General features: G+C 61.6%; 23 protein-coding genes and 1 tRNA gene. 12 read left to right on the plus strand and 12 right to left on the minus strand.

Going from position 1 to position 20852, the window contains the following annotated elements; genetic code table 11:
* Positions 1-18: 18 nt before the first annotated feature.
* The 6 genes from yajC to ABID26_RS21555 all read left to right on the plus strand — a co-directional run bounded on the left by yajC (position 19) and on the right by ABID26_RS21555 (position 5790).
* On the plus strand, positions 19-357 hold the full coding sequence (yajC, locus tag ABID26_RS21530) for a preprotein translocase subunit YajC (RefSeq protein WP_067000009.1): 339 nt from the start codon (positions 19-21) through the stop codon (positions 355-357).
* Positions 358-412: 55 nt separating this feature from the next.
* On the plus strand, positions 413-2965 hold the full coding sequence (gene secDF / locus ABID26_RS21535) for a protein translocase subunit SecDF (protein WP_292300581.1): 2553 nt from the start codon (positions 413-415) through the stop codon (positions 2963-2965).
* Positions 2966-3092: 127 nt separating this feature from the next.
* Positions 3093-3482, plus strand: a complete 390-nt coding sequence (locus tag ABID26_RS21540) for an Mth938-like domain-containing protein (RefSeq protein WP_292300580.1) — start codon at positions 3093-3095, stop codon at positions 3480-3482.
* Complete coding sequence (locus tag ABID26_RS21545) at positions 3483-4331, plus strand: phytoene/squalene synthase family protein (RefSeq protein ID WP_292300578.1); 849 nt, start codon at positions 3483-3485, stop codon at positions 4329-4331. It begins immediately after the preceding gene.
* A gap of 80 nt (positions 4332-4411) precedes the next feature.
* Complete coding sequence (locus ABID26_RS21550) at positions 4412-4840, plus strand: hypothetical protein (RefSeq protein WP_292300576.1); 429 nt, start codon at positions 4412-4414, stop codon at positions 4838-4840.
* The gene (locus tag ABID26_RS21555) at positions 4840-5790 is read left to right on the plus strand and encodes a sterol desaturase family protein (RefSeq protein WP_292300574.1); all 951 of its coding nucleotides are present in this window, start codon (positions 4840-4842) and stop codon (positions 5788-5790) included. Before ABID26_RS21550 ends, ABID26_RS21555 begins: the two co-directional genes overlap by 1 nt.
* On the opposite strand, the gene ABID26_RS21560 is transcribed toward ABID26_RS21555, so the two are convergent.
* The 5 genes from ABID26_RS21560 to ABID26_RS21580 form a co-directional block, all read right to left on the minus strand.
* Positions 5718-6119, minus strand: a complete 402-nt coding sequence (locus tag ABID26_RS21560) for a type II toxin-antitoxin system RelE/ParE family toxin (protein WP_354416282.1) — start codon at positions 6117-6119, stop codon at positions 5718-5720. The genes ABID26_RS21555 and ABID26_RS21560 overlap by 73 nt on opposite strands.
* Positions 6091-6393 (minus strand): type II toxin-antitoxin system ParD family antitoxin, encoded by a 303-nt coding sequence (locus ABID26_RS21565; RefSeq protein WP_292300572.1) that lies wholly within the window; start codon positions 6391-6393, stop codon positions 6091-6093. The genes ABID26_RS21560 and ABID26_RS21565 overlap by 29 nt, the downstream gene beginning before the upstream one ends.
* A gap of 70 nt (positions 6394-6463) precedes the next feature.
* On the minus strand, positions 6464-7873 hold the full coding sequence (gene trmFO / locus ABID26_RS21570) for a methylenetetrahydrofolate--tRNA-(uracil(54)-C(5))-methyltransferase (FADH(2)-oxidizing) TrmFO (protein WP_292300571.1): 1410 nt from the start codon (positions 7871-7873) through the stop codon (positions 6464-6466).
* A gap of 362 nt (positions 7874-8235) precedes the next feature.
* The gene (locus tag ABID26_RS21575; RefSeq protein ID WP_071096637.1) at positions 8236-8376 is read right to left on the minus strand and encodes a DUF1127 domain-containing protein; all 141 of its coding nucleotides are present in this window, start codon (positions 8374-8376) and stop codon (positions 8236-8238) included.
* A 49-nt stretch (positions 8377-8425) separates the two neighbouring features.
* Positions 8426-8566 (minus strand): DUF1127 domain-containing protein, encoded by a 141-nt coding sequence (locus tag ABID26_RS21580; RefSeq protein WP_071031999.1) that lies wholly within the window; start codon positions 8564-8566, stop codon positions 8426-8428.
* Positions 8567-8800: 234 nt separating this feature from the next.
* On the opposite strand from ABID26_RS21580, the gene ABID26_RS21585 reads away from it, so the two are divergent.
* Together ABID26_RS21585 and ABID26_RS21590 are read left to right on the plus strand one after the other, a co-directional pair.
* Positions 8801-9913 (plus strand): DUF2157 domain-containing protein, encoded by a 1113-nt coding sequence (locus ABID26_RS21585; protein WP_354416284.1) that lies wholly within the window; start codon positions 8801-8803, stop codon positions 9911-9913.
* A complete protein-coding gene (locus ABID26_RS21590) occupies positions 9910-10491 on the plus strand; it encodes a GDYXXLXY domain-containing protein (RefSeq protein ID WP_126099790.1) in 582 nt (193 codons plus the stop codon). The genes ABID26_RS21585 and ABID26_RS21590 overlap by 4 nt, the downstream gene beginning before the upstream one ends.
* Before the next feature lie 51 nt (positions 10492-10542).
* Here the strand turns inward: ABID26_RS21590 and ABID26_RS21595 are convergent, their stop codons facing one another.
* A complete protein-coding gene (locus ABID26_RS21595) occupies positions 10543-11475 on the minus strand; it encodes a COG3904 family protein (RefSeq protein ID WP_126099791.1) in 933 nt (310 codons plus the stop codon).
* Between the two features lie 329 nt (positions 11476-11804).
* Positions 11805-11889 (minus strand) — tRNA-Leu (locus tag ABID26_RS21600).
* A 344-nt stretch (positions 11890-12233) separates the two neighbouring features.
* Here ABID26_RS21600 and tig point away from each other — a divergent pair.
* From tig to ABID26_RS21620, 4 genes are all read left to right on the plus strand, one after another.
* Positions 12234-13733, plus strand: a complete 1500-nt coding sequence (gene tig, locus ABID26_RS21605) for a trigger factor (RefSeq protein ID WP_292300565.1) — start codon at positions 12234-12236, stop codon at positions 13731-13733.
* A gap of 180 nt (positions 13734-13913) precedes the next feature.
* On the plus strand, positions 13914-14438 hold the full coding sequence (locus ABID26_RS21610; RefSeq protein ID WP_126099793.1) for a hypothetical protein: 525 nt from the start codon (positions 13914-13916) through the stop codon (positions 14436-14438).
* Between the two features lie 229 nt (positions 14439-14667).
* Positions 14668-15048: a c-type cytochrome gene (locus ABID26_RS21615; RefSeq protein ID WP_126099794.1), complete on the plus strand. Its 381-nt coding sequence runs from the start codon at positions 14668-14670 to the stop codon at positions 15046-15048.
* Between the two features lie 603 nt (positions 15049-15651).
* A complete protein-coding gene (locus ABID26_RS21620; protein ID WP_126099795.1) occupies positions 15652-16470 on the plus strand; it encodes a DUF2189 domain-containing protein in 819 nt (272 codons plus the stop codon).
* Between the two features lie 157 nt (positions 16471-16627).
* Here the strand turns inward: ABID26_RS21620 and ABID26_RS21625 are convergent, their stop codons facing one another.
* From ABID26_RS21625 to ctaD, 5 genes are all read right to left on the minus strand, one after another.
* A complete protein-coding gene (locus ABID26_RS21625; RefSeq protein ID WP_126099796.1) occupies positions 16628-17101 on the minus strand; it encodes an aminoacyl-tRNA deacylase in 474 nt (157 codons plus the stop codon).
* 128 nt (positions 17102-17229) lie between these two features.
* Positions 17230-17622 (minus strand): cytochrome C oxidase subunit IV family protein, encoded by a 393-nt coding sequence (locus ABID26_RS21630; RefSeq protein WP_292300560.1) that lies wholly within the window; start codon positions 17620-17622, stop codon positions 17230-17232.
* Between the two features lie 26 nt (positions 17623-17648).
* Complete coding sequence (locus ABID26_RS21635) at positions 17649-18362, minus strand: heme-copper oxidase subunit III family protein (RefSeq protein WP_126099798.1); 714 nt, start codon at positions 18360-18362, stop codon at positions 17649-17651.
* Between the two features lie 10 nt (positions 18363-18372).
* Complete coding sequence (locus tag ABID26_RS21640) at positions 18373-19077, minus strand: cytochrome c oxidase subunit 3 (protein WP_292300558.1); 705 nt, start codon at positions 19075-19077, stop codon at positions 18373-18375.
* A complete protein-coding gene (ctaD, locus tag ABID26_RS21645; RefSeq protein ID WP_292300556.1) occupies positions 19074-20843 on the minus strand; it encodes a cytochrome c oxidase subunit I in 1770 nt (589 codons plus the stop codon). Before ctaD ends, ABID26_RS21640 begins: the two co-directional genes overlap by 4 nt.
* Positions 20844-20852: the final 9 nt, after the last annotated feature.

Consider the following 20852-nt stretch of genomic DNA (forward strand, 5'->3'; position numbering starts at 1 on the left):
CCATCCAGGAGTTTCTTGATGTTCGTCACACCGGCATACGCCCAAGGCGTCGGCACCTCGCCCGATATGTTCATCAGCATTTTGCCGTTTGTCCTGATTTTCGTGATCATGTATTTTCTGATCATCAGGCCGCAGCGCACGCAGCTGAAGAAGCGCCAGGAAATGCTGGCCGCGGTGCGCCGCGGCGATACGGTGGTGACCGGCGGCGGCTTCGTCGGCAAGGTGACCAAGGTGATCGACGACAATGAGCTGGAGATCGACCTTGGCGGCGGAACCAAGGTGACGGCGCTGCGCTCGACGATCTCCGACGTGCGCGTCAAGGGCGAGCCGGTGGCGAACCAGAACGCCAAGAAGTAATCATCACCTCGATGGCGGAACGCTGCCGCTTGTACGCCTGAACGGATAAGAACGAATGCTGTATTTCTCGCGCCTGAAGATGGTCCTGATCTGGCTGGCCGTAGCCGTCACAGTGATCCTCGCCGCGCCCAACCTGTTCCCGGCAAGCACGCTGGCGCAACTGCCGAACTGGGTGCCGAAGCGGCAGATGACGCTCGGCCTCGACCTTCAGGGCGGCTCGCACATCCTGCTCCAGATGGATCAGAACGATCTGATCAAAGACCAACTGGAGACGACGCGCGACGAGATCAGGACCCTGCTGCGCGAAGCCAAGATCAACTATACCGGGCTTTCCGGCGCCGGTCGCACCGTGCAGGTGCGCATCAGCGACCAGAGCCAGGTCGATGCGGCCAAGGCAGCGCTGAAACCCATTACAAATCCGGTAAATGCCGGTCTATTCACCGGCGGTTCCGTTCAGTCGATGACACTGGATGATTCAGAGCCTGGGCTGCTGAAATTTACCGTCACGGATGCCGGCCTCAAGTACCGGACCACGACGGCGTTGTCACAGGCAATCGAAGTTGTCGAACGACGCGTGAACGCGCTTGGCACGACCGAGCCGATTGTGCAGCGGCAGGGTGACGATCGCATTCTCGTTCAGGTGCCTGGCCTTCAGAACCCTCAGCGGCTCAAGGACATTATCGGCCAGACCGCCAAGCTGACGTTCCAGATGGTCGACACCTCGATGCCGGTCCAGGACGCCATGAAAGGCCGGCCGCCGGCTGGCGACTCGATCCTGTATTCTCAGGACGATCCTCCAGTTCCCTATTTGGTGGAGAACCGCGTCATCGTGTCGGGCGAAGACCTGTCGCAGGCGACCCCGACCTACAATTCGCAGACAAACGAGCCAGTGGTTTCGTTTACGTTCAATTCGCGAGGCGCCACCCGGTTCGGTCAGGCGACCCAGCAGAATGTCGGTAAACCTTTCGCCATCGTCCTCGACAATCAGGTCATTTCGGCGCCCGTCATCCGTGAACCTATCCTGGGCGGCACGGGGCAGATTTCAGGCAACTTCACAGCCGAGAGCGCCAACGATCTCGCCGTGCTGCTGCGCGCCGGCGCCTTGCCGGCAAAACTTACCATCATTGAAGAGCGCACGGTGGGGCCGGGCCTTGGTCAGGATTCGATCCATGCCGGCAAGATCGCGGGCGTGATCGGCTCGATCCTCGTCGTCGCCTTCATGTTCGTGGCCTACGGCTTCCTCGGCTTTCTCGCCAATGTGGCCTTGGCCGTGCACGTTGCGATGATCGTGGGGGCGCTGTCACTGCTTGGCGCAACGCTCACTTTGCCAGGTATCGCGGGTATCGTGCTCACCATCGGCATGGCTGTGGATTCCAACGTTCTGATTTACGAGCGCATCCGCGAAGAGCGACGAAATGGCCGCTCTGTCATCCAGGCGATCGACACCGGTTTCTCCAAGGCGCTGGCGACGATCGTCGACTCCAACGTGACGTCGCTGATCGCCACCGTGGTGCTGTTCTTTCTTGGCACCGGTCCGGTCAAGGGCTTCGCCATCACCTACGCCATCGGCATCCTGACCACGGTGTTCACCGCCTTCACCTTCACCCGGATGCTGGTCGCGATCTGGTTGCGCCGCGCCCGCCCGAAGGAATTGCCAAGGGCGCCGGTCACCTTCATTCCGCCGGGCACCAAGATTCCGTTCATGGGGATCCGCCGCTGGACGTTCGCCTTGTCCAGTGTGCTGTCGATCCTGTCGGTCGTCGGGTTCCTGACCATCGACATCAATTACGGCATCGACTTCAAGGGCGGCTCGATGATCGAGGTGCAGTCCAAGCAGGGCGACGCCGATCTCGGCGACATCCGCACCAGGTTGTCCGAGCTCAATATCGGCGAGATCCAGGTACAGCAGTTCGGCGCGCCGAATGACGTCCTGATCCGCGTCGGAACACAAGATGCCGGCGAGAATGCCGAGCAGACGGTTATCGACAAGGTGAGGGGCGAGCTCCAGGATCAATACGACTTCCGCCGCGTCGAAGTGGTGGGTCCGACGGTTTCCGGAGAGCTGGCCAAGCAGGGCACGATCGCGATGCTGATCGCGCTGGTCGGCATCCTGCTTTATGTCTGGTTCCGTTTCGAATGGCAGTTCGCGGTCGGCGCCATCGTCGCCACGGTGCACGATGTGGTGATGACGATCGGCTTTTTCGTCATATCCGGATTGGAATTCAACCAGTCATCGCTGGCGGCGATCCTGACCATCATCGGCTATTCGCTGAACGATACGATCGTCGTCTATGACCGCGTTCGCGAGGATCTCAGAAAATACAAGAAGATGCCGCTGCCGCAGCTTCTCAACAATGCAATCAACGAGACGCTGTCGAGGACGACGCTGACGTCGGTCACGACATCGCTGGCGCTGTTGGCGCTGGTGCTGTTCGGCGGCGAGGTGATCCGTTCGTTCACGCTGGCAATGCTGTTCGGCGTGGTGTTCGGCACCTATTCGTCGATCTTCATTGCCGCGCCGCTGCTGATCCTCTTCAAGCTCAGGCCGCAGGCCGCGACCGCCGAAGAGGAGCAGAAGCCGGCGAACGGCAAGGCCGTGACGACCTGACGCCGCCAGAGCCGGATGATTTCAGGTCGAGTCGACCTGAGATCTGAATCCGGCTCTAAATCAATGAGAAAGAGCATGATGTCGTCCGAAAGCCGCTCCACACTTTTCGGCATCATGTTCTAGACCCATGGCCAAAGGCATCGTCATCCGCGAGGCGCATTTCCCGGGCAGGGCGCCGATCGAAGCCTACGGCAATGGCGGCTTCCGCTTTGCCGACATGTCGCATCGCGGCTCGCTTCTGTTCCTGCCGTCCGGCATTCATGGCTGGGAGCCGGCCGATCCGCTGGCGCTGAAAGCTTCGGACTTCGACAAGCTGTTGGCTGAAGCCAACAGGATAGAGATCCTGCTGGTCGGCACCGGCAAGGATCTGCGGCCGTTGCCGGCGGCGTTGCGCGCCGCGTTCAAGGAGGCCGGTATCTCGGCCGATCCGATGTCGACGGGCGCGGCGGTGCGCACCTACAACGTGCTTCTGGCCGAGGATCGCGCCGTGGCCGCGGCGCTGATTGCCGTCGATTGAATGGCCGTCGGTTCAACCATCGTCGTGGACGCGGTGCGCGCCGCCGACCCTGACCGCTATCTCTCGGCGCTTTATGCGCCGGCCGGCAAGCGCGCCGCGCTGTTCGCGCTCTATGCGTTCAATGCCGAGATCGCCAGCGTGCGAGACCGCATCCACGAGCCGCTGCCGGGCGAGGTTCGGCTGCAGTGGTGGCGCGACGTCATCATGGCCGAAGGCGAAGCGGACGCAGGCCATCCGACCGCCGATGCGCTGAGGGCGGCGATCACCGCCTATCGTCTGCCGAAGGCGGCTTTCGACAACATGCTCGAGGCGCGCATCTTCGATCTTTACGACGATCCGATGCCGTCGCGGACGGATCTCGAAGGCTATTGCGGTGAGACGGCCGCCGCGCTGATCCAGCTTGCAGCGATGGCGCTCGATCCAACTGCCGCGCCGCGCTTTGCCGAACTGGCGGGCAGGGCCGGTTGCGCGCAGGCCATTACCGGCCTGCTGCTCTTGCTGCCGCTGCACCGCAGGCGGGGCCAATGCTACGTGCCAGCCGACATCCTGGTGGCAGCCGGGACAACACCGGAAGAGTTCGTCAAAGGCGAGGGCGATGCTGCCGCGGAGCGAGCGGTGGCGGCGATGATCGCGTTGGCGAGGGAGCATCTCGGCGCCTTCGAGAGAGGCGCGTCGGCGCTCCCCGTGTCGCTGCGCCCCGCCTTCCTGCCGCTGGCGCTGACACGCGCCTATCTCGACAAGATGGAAAAGGCGGGTCGATCTCCACTCGCCGACACTGCGACGCTCTCAGCCTTGCGCCGGCACTGGCTGCTCTTGCGTCATGCCATGCGCGGCTGGGCGCCCCTTTGACGTAAACGTCAATTGTGCTAGGGGTTCTGCCGCGTGGACTCGCGTCAAAGAAATGCGAGCCGCCGGAGGAGCCGCATTCCATGAGCCTGCCAGTCCTGGTCGTCCTTGTCGTGTTCGGCATCGCGCTGTCGGTCGCGGCCGTGCATTTCACCGGCGGCACGACGACCGCGACGCTTTCGAGCGCGGACCAAGCGCTCGCGCGTTTCGGCGAGGATTTTCCTGACGAAAAGCCCCATGCTGTGCGGCTGACATCGGACAGGCATGCCGCGTTCCTCGAGCTCGGCCCGCGTCACTGCGGCATCGTCCAGAGTATCGGCGACTGTTTCCTGACGCGCATCGTCACGCGGCACGACGTTCTCGCGCTGACGAGGGAAGGAAACGTTGTGACCCTCAGGCTGAACGACTTCACCTGGAAGGGCGGGAAGTTTGCCTTTGCCGACAAGGCTGACGCGCAGACGGTGGCAGCGATGCTGCAGGTTCACGATCAAACCCAAAAGGCAGCCGCGTGATGGACGACCATAATTTTCCGCAGGTCACCCAGCTCGCGATTCCGTTTTTCGTCACCGCGATCCTGATCGAGCTCTGGCTGGTGCGCACCGGCCGCGCCAAGGGTTCGTTCGAGACGCGCGACACGCTGGCCAGCCTGATGATGGGAACCGGCAATGTCGTCGCCGGCCTGCTGCTTGGCGTCGTGTCCTACTGGGCGCTGCTGCGGCTCTGGCAGTTCCGCTTCTTCAATCTCGGCCTGTCGATCTGGGTGTTTGTCGCCGCTTTCCTGCTCGATGATTTGCGCTACTACGTCTATCACCGCATCGCGCACCGGGTGCGCTGGGTGTGGGCCGAGCACGTCAACCACCATTCCAGCCAGCACTACAACCTCTCGACCGCGCTCAGGCAGAGCTGGACCGGTCTGTTCACCTTCATGTTCGTGCTGGAGGCGCCGCTGGTGCTGGTCGGCTTTCATCCGGCGGTGATCGCCTTCGTCTTCGGCTTCAACCTGGTCTGGCAGTTCTGGATCCATACAGAAACGATCGGCAAGTTGTGGGGCTGGTTCGAATTCATCTTCAACACGCCATCGCACCACCGCGTCCACCACGCCACCAATTCGCGCTATCTCGACGCGAACTTCGCCGGCACGCTGATCATCTGGGACCGCATGTTCGGCACCTTCGTCGAGGAACTGGAGGCGGACCGGCCGCGCTACGGCATCGTCAAGAACATCGGCACCTTCAATCCGCTGAAGGTGGCGTTCCACGAATGGATAGGCATGTTCGAGGATGCGCTGACGCCAGGACTGACGCTGAGCCAGCGGCTCAACTATCTCATCCAGCCGCCTGGCTGGAGCCATGACGGCTCGCGCGATACGTCGGAGACGCTGAAGGCGGCCTATGTGCGGAGAAATCCGGGTGAGGCGGGGAAGCCGGGGCTGCCGGCGGCGGGCGCAGAGCCGGCGGAGTAGTTAGGACGGTTCACCGCCTCCACCACGTAACAGCGCTTCATAATCGCCCCACCGTAGAAGATATTGACGATGTGCACGATGTCGCCTTCGACGACATAGGCGATGACGGCGGAATGTTCGAACGGGACAATCCTCAGACCCGGCACAATGTCATCGTGTCGGCGCCCGCCGCGAGGCGCGTTACCGATACTGTGACAGCGGTCCCTCATGCGATCGACGAAGCTTGTGGCGATGCGTTCGCTTCCGCTGCTCTCGAAAATGTAGGCGGCAATGGTGTCGAGATCGGATATGGCTGCTTCGCTAAGAACGACGGCGAGACGCTGGATCATCATTGTCTCGCGCCAGTTGCGAAATGCGGCTCTTTACCCTGTCGATCGCTTCGTCAAGCGGAACGGCAGGCCTTGTGTCCTCGAGCGAAGCCTTCACCCGCGCCCTGATCGACGCGATGCGCTCGGCATGCTCTTCCTCCTCGCGTTGGAAGGCGCGCAAGGCGGCGCGGATCACCTCACTCGCCGAGCCGAAGGAGCCATCCTCGACCTTTTCGCGGATCATGCGTGCCATGGCTGGCGTGACGGTGATCGACAGTTTCTCAGCGGTTTCCATAGCATGCCTCCATGCATAAGGTAGGACGATATCCTACTTTATATGGGGCGTCCAACCGGAACCGAAAAGCTTATTCTGCCGCTTGCGCCTGTGCCGGTAGCCCTAGCCACGCGCGGCAGTCCGCCAGCGCGCGCGCTGTGATCGCATGGCGTTTGGCGATGGTCTTTTCCTTGCCGCGCAGGCGCTTGCCTTCATTCTTCGGCGCCTCGACCGGCGGGAACAGGCCGAAATTGACGTTCATCGGCTGGAAGGAGCGTTTTCCGGGCTCGTCGTCCGAAACGATGTGGCCGCCGGTGATGTGGTTGAGCAGCGCGCCGAAGGCGGTGGTTGGCGGCGGCAGCGAAGCTGCCTGGCCGAGCCTCTCGGCGGCGGCGAAACGGCCAGCAAGCAGTCCGATCGCTGCGCTTTCGACATAGCCCTCACAGCCGGTGATCTGGCCGGCAAAACGCAGGCCCGGCCGTGATTTCAGCTGCAGCGACGGATCGAGCAGCGTCGGCGAGTTGATGTAGGTGTTGCGGTGCAGGCCGCCGAGACGCGCGAATTCGGCGTTTTCGAGCCCCGGAATGGTGCGGAAGATGCGCACCTGCTCGGCATGCTTCAGCTTGGTCTGGAAGCCGACCATGTTGTAGAGCGTGCCCAGCGCATTGTCCTGGCGAAGTTGCACCACCGCATAGGCTTTGACCGACGGATTGTGGACATTGGTCAGTCCCATCGGCTTCATCGGTCCGTAACGCAGCGTCTCGACACCGCGCTCTGCCATTACCTCGATCGGCAGGCAGCCGTCGAAATAGGGCGTGCCTTCCCACTGCTTGAATTCGGTTTTTTGGCCTTCAAGGAGCGCCGACACGAAGGCGAGATACTGCTCCTTGTCCATCGGGCAGTTGATGTAGTCCTTGCCGGTGCCGCCCGGACCGACCTTGTCGTAGCGCGACTGGAACCAGCAGATGTTCATATCGATCGTGTCGAAATGCACGATCGGCGCGATGGCGTCGAAGAAGGCCAGCGCATCGGCGCCTGTTGCCTCGGCAATCGACTGCGCCAGCGATGGCGCTGTCAGCGGGCCGGTGGCGATGATTGCCTGATCCCACTCCACCGGCGGCAGTCCAGGGACTTCCTCGCGCTGGATCGTGATCAGCGGATGCGCCTCGATCTTCGCCGTGACCGCATCGGAAAACCCGTCGCGGTCGACCGCAAGCGCGCCACCGGCCGGGACCTGGTGCGCGTCGCCGGCGCTCATGATCAGTGAGCCGGCGAGCCGCATTTCGGCATGCAGCAGGCCGACCGCATTGGTCTCGGCATCGTCGGAGCGGAAGGAATTGGAGCAGACGAGCTCCGCCAATCCATCGGTCTTGTGCGCGTCGGTGCCGCGCACGGGGCGCATTTCATGCAGCACGACTGAAACGCCGGCCTCGGCGATCTGCCATGCGGCTTCGGAGCCGGCGAGGCCGCCGCCGATGACGTGTACAGGATTTTTGCTCATGAGCGCCGAAATAGTCGCTTGGCGCGGCGAATGCAATTGCCGGATTCGACCCGGCTGAAGCGGAAGACTGCCTCCAAAAAGAACAACACCCGCCGGGGGAGGAGGTCCGGCGGGTGTCGTTTTTGGGGTCGATCCTCGGGAGGAGGTGAAGATCGACCATATTCGTCATTGCCGGGGAGGAGGTCGGCTTTGACGAAATTCCTTGCGCCAATTGAAAAGGGGCGGATCCTTTTTGAAAACAACGCCCGCCGGGGGAGGAGGTCCGGCGGGCGCCGTTTCGGTGGTCAACCTTTGGGAGGAGGTAAAGGTTGACCGTATCCGTCAGGGTCGGGGAGGAGGTCGACCCTGGCGAAATCCCTTGCTTAGACCGCCTTACGGGCGATCATCTTGATCTCGTCACGGACGATGCCGAGATCATGGAGCTGGCGGTTCGAAAGCCGACCCAGCTCGGAAACCGTCTCGCGGTAGACGCGCCAGTTACGGTAGCTGCGGATCAGGTTCATTGCCTTACTCTTTCAAAACTGGTTCGGACCATTCGCGGTCCGAAGCGGGTTAGACCGCCTTGCGGGCGACGTAGTGGATGTCGCTGCGGCTGATGCCGAGGTCGGTCAGTTCACGGTTCGACAGGCGGCTCAGCTCGGAAACGGTTTCCCGGTAGCGGCGCCAGTTGCGGTAGTTGCGGATCAGGTTCATGGTAGTGCTCGTTTCGTCTTTGGTTCGGATCATTCCGTTTGTGTACGAACAGAAAATAGGTGGGGTCATATCGGTTTAAAAGTGCGATTGGCGCATGGCAGCAATGCAAATTGTGCAATGCAACATTAACGGCCGTTCACGCTTGCGACGCAAAGAAGGCCGAATCGGAAAATGCCGCCGCGTCAACGGTTTGGCTGTTCCGGCTAAAAGAATGACCAAGCTCGGGGGAAGCGCATGGCGGGCTATGCGGCGAAGGTGAGCGCGGATATCGCCCGCTGGCGGGACGCGGGCCTGATCGACGCGGCGACGGCAGACGCCTTGGCGCGCGACGTGGCCGCCAACGAGCGCACCTCGCTGAGCTTCGGCTCGATCCTGGCGATGATGGCCGCACTTCTGTTCGGCGCCGCGATCCTGATCTTCGTCGCAGCCAATTGGGAAGCCATTCCGCGGCTGGCGCGCGTGGCGGCGCTGTTTGCCGTCATTCTCGGCGGCTATGTCGGCGGCGCATTCTTGAAGACACGCGATCACGCGGCGATCGGCGAGGCGCTTTGGATCGTCGCCGCCGCGGCCTTCGGCGGATCGATCGCGCTGATCGGCCAGATGTATCATTTGTCGGGCGACGAGGCCTCGGCGCTGCTGACCTGGTGCGCCGGTACGACGCTGGCAGCGGTGGCATTGCGCTCGAACCCGCTCACCGTCGCCTTCGTCGGCATCGCCGACGCGTGGTTGTTCCTCAAATGGGGCGGATTTTTCCGCCGGGCCGAGTTTCCGTATCTCTTTGCGGCGCTTGCGCTCGTGCTGTTTGCCATTTCTTTCTGGACACGCAGCCAGGCGGCGCGGCACCTGATCGTCCTGTCGATCCTGTTCTATCTCGTCCTGCTGGCGATCGACCACAACACACTCCAGGTCGCCATTCCGCTCGTGCTCGTCTCGGCGCTGCTGTTCGCGGCTGCGATCTTCGCAGCCGAACCTGTCGACAGGATCGTGCAACTCGGCGGCCGGCTGCCCTTGCATGCGCTCATCGGCTTTCTTGCCGGCCTGGCAATGGTCCAGTTCGAACTGGCCGACGAGGCGAGCTACAACAGCGGCTTTGCCATTGCCTCGGCGGTTGCGCTTGCCGGCATCGTCGCGGCGATCATGCTCGGCGGCCGCGAGAGCCGGGGCTTGCGCTGGGTGGCCTATGCCGGCTTCGCATTCGAACTCGCCATCATCTATGTGGTGATGCTGCAATCGATGCTCGACACGGCCGGCTTCTTCCTCGCCGCTGCCGTGCTGCTCGGCGTCCTGGCGCTGATAATCATCCGCGTTGAAAGACGCATGAGGGCGCCACGAGGAGCAGCGGCATGACCGGGAAACGACTGATCATCGCGGCATTGGTGCTGGGACTTGTCCAGGTCGGTTTCCTCAGCTGGATCATCGCCGGGCGCGCGGCCATCCTGCGCAACGGCAAGGAAGTCCTGCTCAAGATCGAGCCCGTCGATCCGCGCGATCTCCTGCGCGGCGACTATATTGCGATCGGCAACAACATATCGCGGATCCCGGTGAAGCTGATCGCCAACATCCCGCAAGGCAAGTTATCCAGCGACGACACCTCGATCGTGGTCCGGCTCAAAAAGGGTGCCGACGGCTACTGGCAGCCGACGGCGGCGTGGTTCGGCCAGGCGCCGGCACCGGCAGGCCCGGATGAGGCAGACATTGCCGGCCATGTCGCCGAGGGTTGGGGCCTTCGTGATCCGGAAGCGACGATCGCGCCGGAATACGGGATCGATCGCTTCTATCTGCCGGAAGGCGAGGGCATGGCGATCCAAACCGACATGCGCGTGCGGCCATTCGGCATCAAGCTGGCGCTCTCGGCCAACGGGACGCCACAGATCAAGGCGCTGATGGACGGTGACAAGGCGCTGTTCGAGGAGCCGCTTTATTAGGGTATATAGGCCGCGGCGCCAGCGCGACGGTTCGCCTAGCGATGGTCCCGGTTATCGCTGGACATCGCCTGTCTCGGCGATGATTTTGGGATAGGGACCGATCGAGATCGTGTAGCTGAAGTCCGCTACGCCTTTTTCCTGCTTGTGTGTCGAGGGCCTGCGCACAATCCAGTCATAGATGCCCGAGACCATGCAGCGGTCGATGGCGCAACTGACCACAATGCTGTCATTGCGGATCTTATATGCCCGTTCAGGCCATCGCTGGTAATAGTTCCTCTTGTCCTGAACGATCGAACTGAGGTTCGTCAACTTGCCATGATAGTCGACCGTGGGAGCGTAGGACGCCTGAACTTGAGCAAGAGCGAAATCGTTGTTGTCGCCATGATGCTCGATGAGATCCCTGACGAAGGCGACCGCAACGCTTTCCGGCTGTTGCCTGGCGTCGGGTGCAGGAGCAGGCGCGGGCGCAGGATTTGGTGTCGTTGACACCTGCGATGCATCTGCTGGCGACTGGTTCGCTGCGGCATTGGTCACACGCAACTCTGCCATTTCGCTGGCCGATAAGTACCTTATGTCATGCCTGTCATAGCTCGAAGCCAATTCCATCAGCTTGGGATCCACTCCCATCTCGATTACATAGGCTATGATTGCGGCCGTGCCGAACTGGACACGGGCCTTCGCTTCTTCATTGGACATCCCGTCAGCCGGTTTGAGGGACGGCCGATGAATGCCGATGGAGCCTGGCTCGGCAACACGGTGGACGCCACCCAAGAAGGCCAGTGAGCAGGCTGAGGCGCACTGCAATTGGCGAAGCTGAAGAGTATCCAACCCTGCCGCGCGGATCATGCGTCCCAAGCGAATCGCACTGCCGACGTTGCCGCCGGGGGAGTTGAATACGATCACCCTGGCCCTGCTGCTCGCAACCGCGTCGTCAAAGGCGTTCAGGGGTTCATTGGCGCCAAACTCACCGGAGACAACAAGCACTGGCTGCCGGCCCGGAGAGGAAGCCGACATGTACTCTAAGGCGTCAACCTGACATGTCGCTGCCGCGACAACCGACCCAGCCCCCAGAACCAGAGAAACTACGCGCACAAACTGACAGAGCCCCAACCTGCCTGTTGCAAGTAAGAACCTGTTAGCGGGCTATTTCAAGGGCATCGGAGCGCAAAAGCGGGATTGTCTTCGCGAGCGTATGCGCCTCGCTTGCGCCGCCAGGAGTTGATGCCTCCGGTCCTCCTTGCCAGACTTCGGGAGGCCCCTTTGTCCACTAATCTGTCGGGCGGCTCGCCACTCGAAGCTCGAAGAGCGAAGGGTGGTGCGGATGAAGGGACTCGAACCCCCACGCCTTTCGGCACTGGAACCTAAATCCAGGGCGTCTACCAATTCCGCCACATCCGCGTTCCCCGGCAATCCCATGTAGCCATCATTCTGTCAATGTCGGGGTCCAGATCACGGTCATTCGCGTAATCGCGAAGATGGTTGAAAATTAGCCTAGCCTGTGACAAAAGGCGTGTCGAATGTGACGGGACGCGACTATCCGCTTCTGCAGAATGTAAGAAGAAGTAGGAAAAACAAAGACTTCTTCACATTTTTGGAAGCGCAGTTCAGGAGAGTTTGAGCCGCATTAGCGGTCAAATCGCCAGGTTCCGTACGAAAAGCCATTTCCGGCAAGATTATACCGGCAGGCTGTGAACGGCTAAGAACCGTTTGGCAGCCTCATTGGTGAAAACAAAGGTTTTAGGATGCAGGTCACCGAAACGCTCAATTCCGGTCTCAAGCGCGAGATCAAGATCACCGTGCCGGCCGGTGACATGGAAGCCAAGCTCATGGCGCGGCTGAACGATGCCCGCGACAAGGTGCGGATCAACGGCTTCCGCCCCGGCAAGGTGCCGGTGCAGCACCTGCGCAAGATGTACGGCAAGTCGTTCATGGCCGAGGTCGTCAACGAGATCCTCAACGACTCGACCCGCTCGATCATCTCGGGCCGCGGCGAGAAGGCCGCCATGCAGCCCGAAGTGATCATGACCGAGGACGAGAAGGAAGCCGAGAAGATCCTGGCCGGCGGAGCCGACTTCGAATTCCGCCTCAACTACGAGGTCATCCCGGCGATCGAGATCAAGGATTTCTCCGACATCAAGGTGAAGCGTCAGGTCTATGACGTGCCGGAGACGGAAGTCGAAGACCAGGTGAAGCGGGTCGCCGAATCGGCGCGCAGCTACGAGCCCAAGGACGGCAAGGCCGCCGAAGGCGACCGCGTGAGCATCGACTATGTCGGCAAGATCGACGGCGAGGCTTTCTCCGGCGGCGCCGGTACCGATCAGCCGCTGGTGCTCGGCTCCAAGGAATTCATCCCAGGCTTCGAGGACCAGCTGATCGGCACCAAGGCGGGCGACGAGAAGCAGGTCACCGTCACCTTCCCCGAGAACTACCAGGCGGCGCATCTAGCCGGCAAGGAAGCCACTTTCGACGTCACCGTCAAGGACGTGGCGAAGCCCGGCGCGCTCGAGATCAATGACGAGACGGCCAAGAACCTCGGCCTGGAATCGCTGGAGCGCCTGCGCGATATCGTGCGCGGCCAGATCGAGAACCAGTTCGGTTCGATGACCCGCCAGAAGGTGAAGCGCCAGCTGCTCGACCAGCTCGATGCCGCCTATTCGTTCGAGGCGCCGTCGAAGCTCGTCGAGGCCGAGTTCAACAACATCTGGGCGCAGGTCAACCGCGATCTCGAAGCCGCCGGCCGCACCTTCGCCGACGAGGAGACGACGGAGGAAGAGGCGCGCGCCGAGTATATGCGCCTGGCCGAACGCCGCGTGCGGCTCGGCCTGGTTCTCGCCGAGATCGGCGAGAAGGCCGGCGTCACCGTGTCGGACGAAGAGCTGCAGCGCGGCTTGTTCGAGCAGGTCCGCCGCTTCCCGGCCAACCAGCAGCAGGAAGCCTTCGAGTTCTATCGCAGCAACCCCGAGGCGATCAATTCGCTGCGCGCGCCGATGTTCGAGGAGAAGGTCGTCGATTATCTGCTCGGCCAAATCTCGGTTGACGACGTCAAGGTCAGCAAGGAAGAGCTGATGGCCGACGACGAGGAGGCAGAGACCGCGACCAAGGCAAAGCCGGCGAAGAAGGCTTCCTCGAAGAAGGCCGAGGCCAAGGCAAGTGAAGCAAAGGCGGGCGAAGCCGCCGGCGGGGCCGAGGAGCCCAAGAAGAAGGCCGCGCCGAAGAAGAAGGCCGCCAAGGACGCCGAGTAAAAACGGCTCAATAACCTGATTTCGAAAGGCCGCCCTCGATGCGGCCTTTTTCGTTGCTGTTCTTTGTTGTTGCGGCGCGGCAACACTACCAACTTCAGATGAATGGCCGCTGCTGGCGATACCGAACGTTGATGATTATCTGCGCGATATCGCATTTCGCAGGGTCGTTTGGAGGCACAGGTGACAGTGGTATTCAAGTTGAGGGGCGTGGTGGTTGCCGCGGTGCTCTTGCTTGCCGCCGTCCGTGTGGTTCAGGCGGGGTCCGATCTCGGCAACTGGCGCGTCGATGCCGCCAGCGACGGCCAGGTGACGGCCTCGCTTTACGCCACCAACAAGCTGATCACTGGCAATGGGGCGCTGGGCTACAGTCCGGTGCTGACACTGGCCTGCCGGTCGGACGGCGAACCACGCTGGAGCGAATGGCTGCAGCTCAACGATGCGGTTTCGGCCAGCCGCAAGATCACCATGTCGGTCATGGTCGACGGCAGCAGCAAATTCGACGAGAGCTGGTCTGTCGGTCCGCGCGGCAAATTGCTGGTCAGGGAAGGCGATGACGGCATCAAACGGCTGGTTTCGGCGAGCCGGCTGTTGCTGTCATGGCGCTTTGGCCTGCTGTCGGGACGTGGCGAGGCAGATTTCGATCTCGCCGGACTCCCGGAAGCGGTCGGCCAGATTGCCGCGAGCTGCAACACCGATCCGCCCTGATCGTTGCCGTTGGAAGAGGTTCGCAATCTCGGCGTCCCTCATCATTCGCGTACGTCTTAAGCCTTCGCAAAAACTGGCTTTTTCTACCCATTGAGACGATTCTGTGGTATGTAGGTGCCGCAATTCCACTGAAGAGGCGCGGATATTCCGCTCTGCCGGTGTGGGCACGCCAGCGGGGCTGGCGTGGTGCGGATGGTCCGACGCAAACGACGATCAGGGAGGACGTGCCATGCGTGCAACTGCGTTTTTCATCGTCTTGTCCGCCACGACATTTTTCGCGAGCCCATCGCAGGCGCAGGATGCCGCCGCAGGCGAGAAGGTCTTCACCAAATGCAAGGTGTGCCATGTCGCTGACAAGGACCAGAACAAGGTTGGTCCATCGTTGAACGGCGTCATCGGGCGCACGGCGGGCACGCATCCCGGTTTCACCTATTCCGCGGCCATGATCGCGGCTGGAAAATCCGGCGTCAAATGGGACGAGCCCACACTGACAACGTATCTTCACGACCCCAAGGCCATGGTCAAAGGGACGAAGATGGCATTTGCCGGCCTCAAGGACGACAAGGACATAGCCAACGTCATCGCTTACCTGAAACAGTTTTCCAAGTAAGCAAGGCCTGCCAGGCCCCATTTGGTGGCCGCCTGCTTATTCCGAAGGAGGACGGTCGGCAACTGCGCTGCTGAATATCGCGTTCGGCGCCATCACGCCGGCAGCGCAAAAAATCCCAACAGCAGCAGAATAACTATGCCAAGGCCGAGTATGAGAAGCGTCCGCGTGTCCATGACGTTCACCTTCGCACTCTAAGAATACCGAAAAAGAACCTTCGGAGCCAGCACGCTGCTGCGGCCGACGTAAAGCGCGTCGCGTTGAAGCGGATTCAGGCGACGCGCTTTAAGTTTTTGTTTTGATGCATGTCGTTGCCCCAGAACCGCTGCACACTTCTGGGCGACATGCATTAAAGCGCGCGCAGCGATCTCTCGGGTCCGCTCCGTGCGCTTTAGCTTTTTTGATTTTACGCATGTCTTTGTCCCAAAACCGGTTCCCACTTTCGGAAGACATGCTTTTGGGCCGGCGCCGGCCAGCAGGCGACAAATCGGGCGCAACGGAGTATGTTTTGCGTCGGTGCAGGTCGCGGTTTGCGTGGCCAGCCATGCAGAGCGGTAGCACCGTGAGAACCCGCGACCTTGCCGGACCTGATCTGGAGGAACGGTCATGGCAAGCTTCCACGTGATTGCAGGTGCCAGCGAGACGCTGGAGCATACGAGAATTCGGAAGATCGGTGTATCCGACCTCTTCGACGCGCTCAGGCGCGGCGTCGAGGATTTTATGGTCAAGCCTTCGCATATCGTTTTTCTCTGCCTGATCTACCCGCTCGTCGGCGTCGTGCTCGCCGCCTGGACATCGGGAGCAAACGCGTTGCCTCTGCTGTTTCCGCTGGTGTCGGGCTTTGCGCTGATCGGTCCGTTTGCGGCGATCGGCCTCTATGAGATCAGCCGCAGGCGGGAAGCAGGGCTGGATGCTTCCTGGCGGCATGCTTTCGAGGTCAGGAATTCTCCGGCGTTGCCGGCGATCGCGGCGGTCGGGGTCATGCTGTTCGCAATCTTCATCACATGGCTTTTGACGGCGCAGATGTTCTACCAGTACCTCTTTGGCGCAGCTCCGCCGGAATCGATATCCAGCTTCATCAATGAGATATTCGCCACCGGACGTGGCTGGACGCTGATTATCCTGGGGCACGCCATCGGCTTCGTTTTCGCTGTCGTGGTCTTGTGCACCACGGTCATTGCTTTCCCGCTGTTGCTCGACCGGGACGTCGGCGCCTATGAAGCCATCCATACTTCGGTGCGCGCGGTGCTGGCGAACCCGATTGTAATGGCTGTCTGGGGGCTGATCGTCACCGTCGCCCTGATCGTCGGCTCAGTGCCTGTATTCGCGGGGCTGGCGGTGGTGCTGCCGATCCTCGGTCACGCCACCTGGCATGTCTATCGCAAGGTCGTGGAACCGCCGGCCACCCCCCGGCCGGCGAACTGAGCAGGTTCCCGTCATTGCGTGCCGGCGACGACGCAAGCGCCGTTAGAGCATGATGCCGAAAAGTGTGAAGCGGTTTTCGGGCGACATCATGCTCTACCTCTTTGATTTAGAGCCGGATTCAGATTTCAGGTCGGTTCGACCTGAAATCATCCCGGCTCTAGTAGGCCGGGTGGCTGAACCGCGCCTGACGCGCGCCCGTGGTCAGGTTGCGGAAATCCTTGCCGCTGACATGTACGAGCGTCTTGTGGTCGCCGCCCTCGAAATAGATATCGGCGGCGTCGCCGAGGCTCTCGTCCAGAATGACCGGCACATCATAAGCCGCGCCGATCGGCGGTACGGCGCCGATGTCGCAATCATCGAAGAGCGATACCACCTCGTCCTCGGAAGCGAGCCCGAGGCGTTTGTCCATGACGTCCTGCAGCTTGTTGAGCTCGATCCTGTGGGTGCTTGGAACCACCGCCAACGCATAGCCGAGTTCGTGGTGAACGAGCACGGACTTCGCCATAATGCCGCCGGGCACATGCGCTGCGATGGCGCTCTGTCTGCTGGTGGCGGTCCGATGGTGCGCGACGGTGTCGTAGGGGATTCCCTTGCCGTCGATAAAATCCCTCAACCTGTTTGCTATCGTCATCTCCGCCTCCTTTGCTTGAGTTCACGATGCACCCGCCAAACCAAAATGGATTGGCGGCCTTATTGTTTCATGGCACGGGCGTCCGTCGTTTCGGACCGGTTATGCTGCGGCTGGATTCAGATCGCGTGTCAGGGGCCGGGCCCGAAAAACGCGATGCGGGTCAACAGCGTATAGTCGGCCTCGAAGACCATCATCGTCACGAAAACGAGAACCAGTACCGGCGGCAGGATGATCGCATACATCATCGCCAGCCGCTCCCAGGCCATATGCATGAAGACGGCGACGATCAGTCCTGCCTTGAGCATCATGAAGATCAGGATCAGCGACCATCTGAGGTAGCCGTGGAGGCCGAAATAGTCGACCAGATAGGAGCAGGTGCTGAGAATGAACAGCCACGCCCAGACCACCAAATAGAGCTTGATCGGGTGTTCCTGATGCGTCTCCGCCTTGGCGACGGCGGCCGCGTCATGGGTGGGATGCAGTGCGTGTTGTCCGAGACCGTTTGCAGTTGCTTCAGCCATATCTGCCTCTCAACAAAGCCTGCCTCTCACCAAAGATAGAAGAAGGCGAAGATGAACACCCAGACGAGGTCGACGAAGTGCCAGTAGAGGCCCATGATCTCGACATTCTCGTAACGACCCCGGCGGCTGGTGAAGAAGCCGGGCCGCCCGGTGTCGAAGTCGCCCCGCCAGACTTTTCGCGCCACGATGATCAGAAAGATCACGCCGATCGTCACATGGGTGCCGTGGAAGCCGGTGATCATGAAGAAGCATGAGCCGAATTGCGCCGCGCCCCAGGGATTGCCCCAAGGCCGGACCCCTTCGGTGATGAGCTTGGTCCATTCGAAGGCCTGCATGCCGACGAAGGTCGCGCCGAGCGCTGCGGTCAAAAGCATCAGGATCGCGGTTTTGCGGCGGTCGCGCCGGTAGCCGAAATTGACCGCCATGGCCATGGTTCCGCTGCTCGAGATCAGAACGAAAGTCATGATGGCGATCAGGATCAGCGGGATCTCCGAGCCGCCGATGCGCAAGGCGAAGACTTCGCTCGGATTCGGCCATGGCACACGCGTGGACATCCGCGCCGTCATGTAGGAGAGCAGGAAGCAGCCGAAGATGAAGGTGTCGCTGAGCAGGAAGATCCACATCATGGCCTTGCCCCAGGACACGTTCTTGAACGCGCGCTGATCCGAGGCCCAGTCGGCGGCGATACCGCGCAAGCCGTCGGGGCGGGCCATTGGGCTGGAATGCGTCGTCTCGGCCATCGCCGGTCTCCTAGGTCAGCAGCCTTTGGCAAATGTCGATGAGCGTCGCCGCCCAACCGGCCAGGACGGCGAAGATGCCGAGCCAGACGAAAAGCAGGAAATGCCAATACATGGCGCAGAGCTCGACGCTGAGGCGCAGCCGCTCCGGCCGCGCGCCGTTCCAGGCGCCGAGGCTCGTCCTGCCAAGGCCGACCAGCCCGCCCAGTATGTGCAGGCCGTGCATTGCAGTGATCAGGTAGAAGAAACTGTTGGCCGGGTTGGATGCCAGCGAATAGCCGTCCTCGGTCAGCTCCCTCCATGCCGTCAACTGGCCGGCCAGGAAGGCGAGGGCGGTCAGTCCGGCCGTTGCAAGACCGAGCCTGACCATGTCGATCTGGCCTCTGCGCGCGGCGACGACGGCGCATTGCAGCGCGACGCTGCTCAGCACCAGCACGCCAGTATTCAGCCAGAGCAGGCGCGGCAGCGGCAGTGGCCGCCAGTCCGACAGGCCCATGCGCATGAAGTAGGCGCTGGTGAACAGCGAGAACAGGCAGCCGACGACGGCGAGGAAGACACCAAGGCCGATCTTGGCAGTGGGCAGGGCCGACCGGTCGAGGCCGACGAAATCCCCGGCCATGCCTTGCTCGAGCCAGGGCTTTGCCAGCAGCCGCTGATGCGAAAGCCACCATCCGGCAAAGCCGGCGATGACGAGCAGGAAGACCAGGATGACGCTCATGCCGGCTCCCTGGATGGGCCGAAAGAGCCCGGCACGTTCTGCGGGATGAAGTCCTCCTTGGCGCCCGGCACGCTGTAGTCATAGGCCCAGCGATAGACGATCGGCAGCTCCTTGCCGAAATTGCCGTGCGCAGGCGGCGTTTCAGGCGTCTGCCACTCGAGTGTGGTTGCCCGCCACGGGTTGCCGCCGGCCTCGCGGCCATGGCGGATGCTCCAGATTAGGTTGAACAGGAACACCATCTGGGCGAAGCCGACCATGAAGGCCATGATGCTGATGAACGAGTTCAGGTGGTGCGCCGACTCCGTCATGATGGTCATGTCGGTCAGTTCGGCGTAGCGCCGCGGAATGCCCATCAGGCCGAGATAGTGCATGGGGAAGAAGATCAGGTAGGCGCCGAGGAAGGTGACCCAGAAATGGAAGCGGCCGAGCGTCTCGTCGAGCATGCGGCCGGTGACCTTCGGATACCAGTGGTAGATCGCGCCGAAGATCACCAGGATCGGCGCGACGCCCATGACCATGTGGAAATGAGCAACGACGAACATCGTGTCGGACAGCGGCACGTCGACGACGACATTGCCGAGGAACAGGCCCGTGAGGCCGCCATTGACGAAGGTGACGATGAAGGCCAGCGCGAACAACATCGGTATCGTCAGGTGGATGTCGCCGCGCCACAGCGTCAGCACCCAGTTATAGACCTTGATCGCGGTCGGTATGGCGATGATCAAGGTGGTGGTGGCGAAGAAGAAGCCGAAATAGGGATGCATGCCGCTGACGTACATGTGGTGCGCCCAGACCAAGAAGCTCAGCGCGCCGATGGCGATGATGGCCCAGACCATCATGCGGTAGCCGAAGATGTTCTTGCGCGCATGGGTGCTGATCAGGTCGGACACGATGCCGAAGGCCGGCAGCGCGACGATGTAGACTTCCGGGTGGCCGAAGAACCAGAACAGATGCTGGAACAGGATCGGGCTGCCGCCATTGTGCTGCAACTGCTCGCCCATTTCGACGATCGCCGGCATGAAGAAAGAGGTGCCGAGCAGGCGGTCGAGCAGCATCATCACACAAGCGACGAACAGCGCCGGGAAGGCGAGCAGCGCCATGACGGTGGCGGTGAAGATGCCCCAGACGGTGAGCGGCAGGCGCATCAAGGTCATGCCGCGCGTGCGCCCCTGCAGCACCGTCACGACATAGTTCAGGCCGCCCATGGTAAAACCGATGATGAACAGGATGAGCGAGGAGAGCATCAGGATGATGCCCCAGTCCTGACCACCCGGCGTGCCGGTCATGATCGCCTGCGGCGGGTAGAGCGTCCAGCCCGCGCCCGTCGGCCCGCCCGGCGCAAAGAAGCTCGAGACCAGGACCAGCACAGCGAGCAGATAGACCCAGTAGCTCAGCATGTTGACATAGGGAAAGACCATGTCGCGGGCGCCGACCATCAGCGGGATCAGATAGTTGCCGAAGCCGCCGAGGAAGAGCGCGGTAAGCAGGTAGATCACCATGATCATGCCGTGCATGGTGATGAACTGGTAATAGGCCTCCGGAGTGATGAAGTCGAACGTGCCGGGAAAGCCGAGTTGCAGGCGCATCAGCCAGGACAGCACCAGCGCCACAAGGCCGATCGCCGTTGCCGTTGCCGAATACTGGACCGCTATGACCTTGGCGTCCTGCGAGAAGACGTATTTCGTCCACCAGCTGTGCGGATGGTAGAGTTCCACCTCTCCGACTTCGGCGGGCGGAACGGCATCTGCGGGTGTGACGTCGACCATGGGAGCGCC

This window comes from Mesorhizobium shonense, from assembly GCF_040545255.1.
Lineage (GTDB): Bacteria > Pseudomonadota > Alphaproteobacteria > Rhizobiales > Rhizobiaceae > Mesorhizobium > Mesorhizobium shonense.

Bases quoted from the DNA above. Each gene is read 5' to 3' on its own strand.
- yajC (WP_067000009.1), top strand. From the start codon at position 19: ATGTTCGTCACACCGGCATACGCCCAAGGCGTCGGCACCTCGCCCGAT.
- secDF (WP_292300581.1), top strand. From the start codon at position 413: ATGCTGTATTTCTCGCGCCTGAAGATGGTCCTGATCTGGCTGGCCGTA.
- ABID26_RS21540 (WP_292300580.1), top strand. From the start codon at position 3,093: ATGGCCAAAGGCATCGTCATCCGCGAGGCGCATTTCCCGGGCAGGGCG.
- ABID26_RS21545 (WP_292300578.1), top strand. From the start codon at position 3,483: ATGGCCGTCGGTTCAACCATCGTCGTGGACGCGGTGCGCGCCGCCGAC.
- ABID26_RS21550 (WP_292300576.1), top strand. From the start codon at position 4,412: ATGAGCCTGCCAGTCCTGGTCGTCCTTGTCGTGTTCGGCATCGCGCTG.
- ABID26_RS21555 (WP_292300574.1), top strand. From the start codon at position 4,840: ATGGACGACCATAATTTTCCGCAGGTCACCCAGCTCGCGATTCCGTTT.
- ABID26_RS21560 (WP_354416282.1), bottom strand. From the start codon at position 6,119: ATGATCCAGCGTCTCGCCGTCGTTCTTAGCGAAGCAGCCATATCCGAT.
- ABID26_RS21565 (WP_292300572.1), bottom strand. From the start codon at position 6,393: ATGGAAACCGCTGAGAAACTGTCGATCACCGTCACGCCAGCCATGGCA.
- trmFO (WP_292300571.1), bottom strand. From the start codon at position 7,873: ATGAGCAAAAATCCTGTACACGTCATCGGCGGCGGCCTCGCCGGCTCC.
- ABID26_RS21575 (WP_071096637.1), bottom strand. From the start codon at position 8,376: ATGAACCTGATCCGCAGCTACCGTAACTGGCGCGTCTACCGCGAGACG.
- ABID26_RS21580 (WP_071031999.1), bottom strand. From the start codon at position 8,566: ATGAACCTGATCCGCAACTACCGCAACTGGCGCCGCTACCGGGAAACC.
- ABID26_RS21585 (WP_354416284.1), top strand. From the start codon at position 8,801: ATGGCGGGCTATGCGGCGAAGGTGAGCGCGGATATCGCCCGCTGGCGG.
- ABID26_RS21590 (WP_126099790.1), top strand. From the start codon at position 9,910: ATGACCGGGAAACGACTGATCATCGCGGCATTGGTGCTGGGACTTGTC.
- tig (WP_292300565.1), top strand. From the start codon at position 12,234: ATGCAGGTCACCGAAACGCTCAATTCCGGTCTCAAGCGCGAGATCAAG.
- ABID26_RS21615 (WP_126099794.1), top strand. From the start codon at position 14,668: ATGCGTGCAACTGCGTTTTTCATCGTCTTGTCCGCCACGACATTTTTC.
- ABID26_RS21620 (WP_126099795.1), top strand. From the start codon at position 15,652: ATGGCAAGCTTCCACGTGATTGCAGGTGCCAGCGAGACGCTGGAGCAT.
- ABID26_RS21625 (WP_126099796.1), bottom strand. From the start codon at position 17,101: ATGACGATAGCAAACAGGTTGAGGGATTTTATCGACGGCAAGGGAATC.
- ABID26_RS21630 (WP_292300560.1), bottom strand. From the start codon at position 17,622: ATGGCTGAAGCAACTGCAAACGGTCTCGGACAACACGCACTGCATCCC.
- ABID26_RS21635 (WP_126099798.1), bottom strand. From the start codon at position 18,362: ATGGCCGAGACGACGCATTCCAGCCCAATGGCCCGCCCCGACGGCTTG.
- ABID26_RS21640 (WP_292300558.1), bottom strand. From the start codon at position 19,077: ATGAGCGTCATCCTGGTCTTCCTGCTCGTCATCGCCGGCTTTGCCGGA.
- ctaD (WP_292300556.1), bottom strand. From the start codon at position 20,843: ATGGTCGACGTCACACCCGCAGATGCCGTTCCGCCCGCCGAAGTCGGA.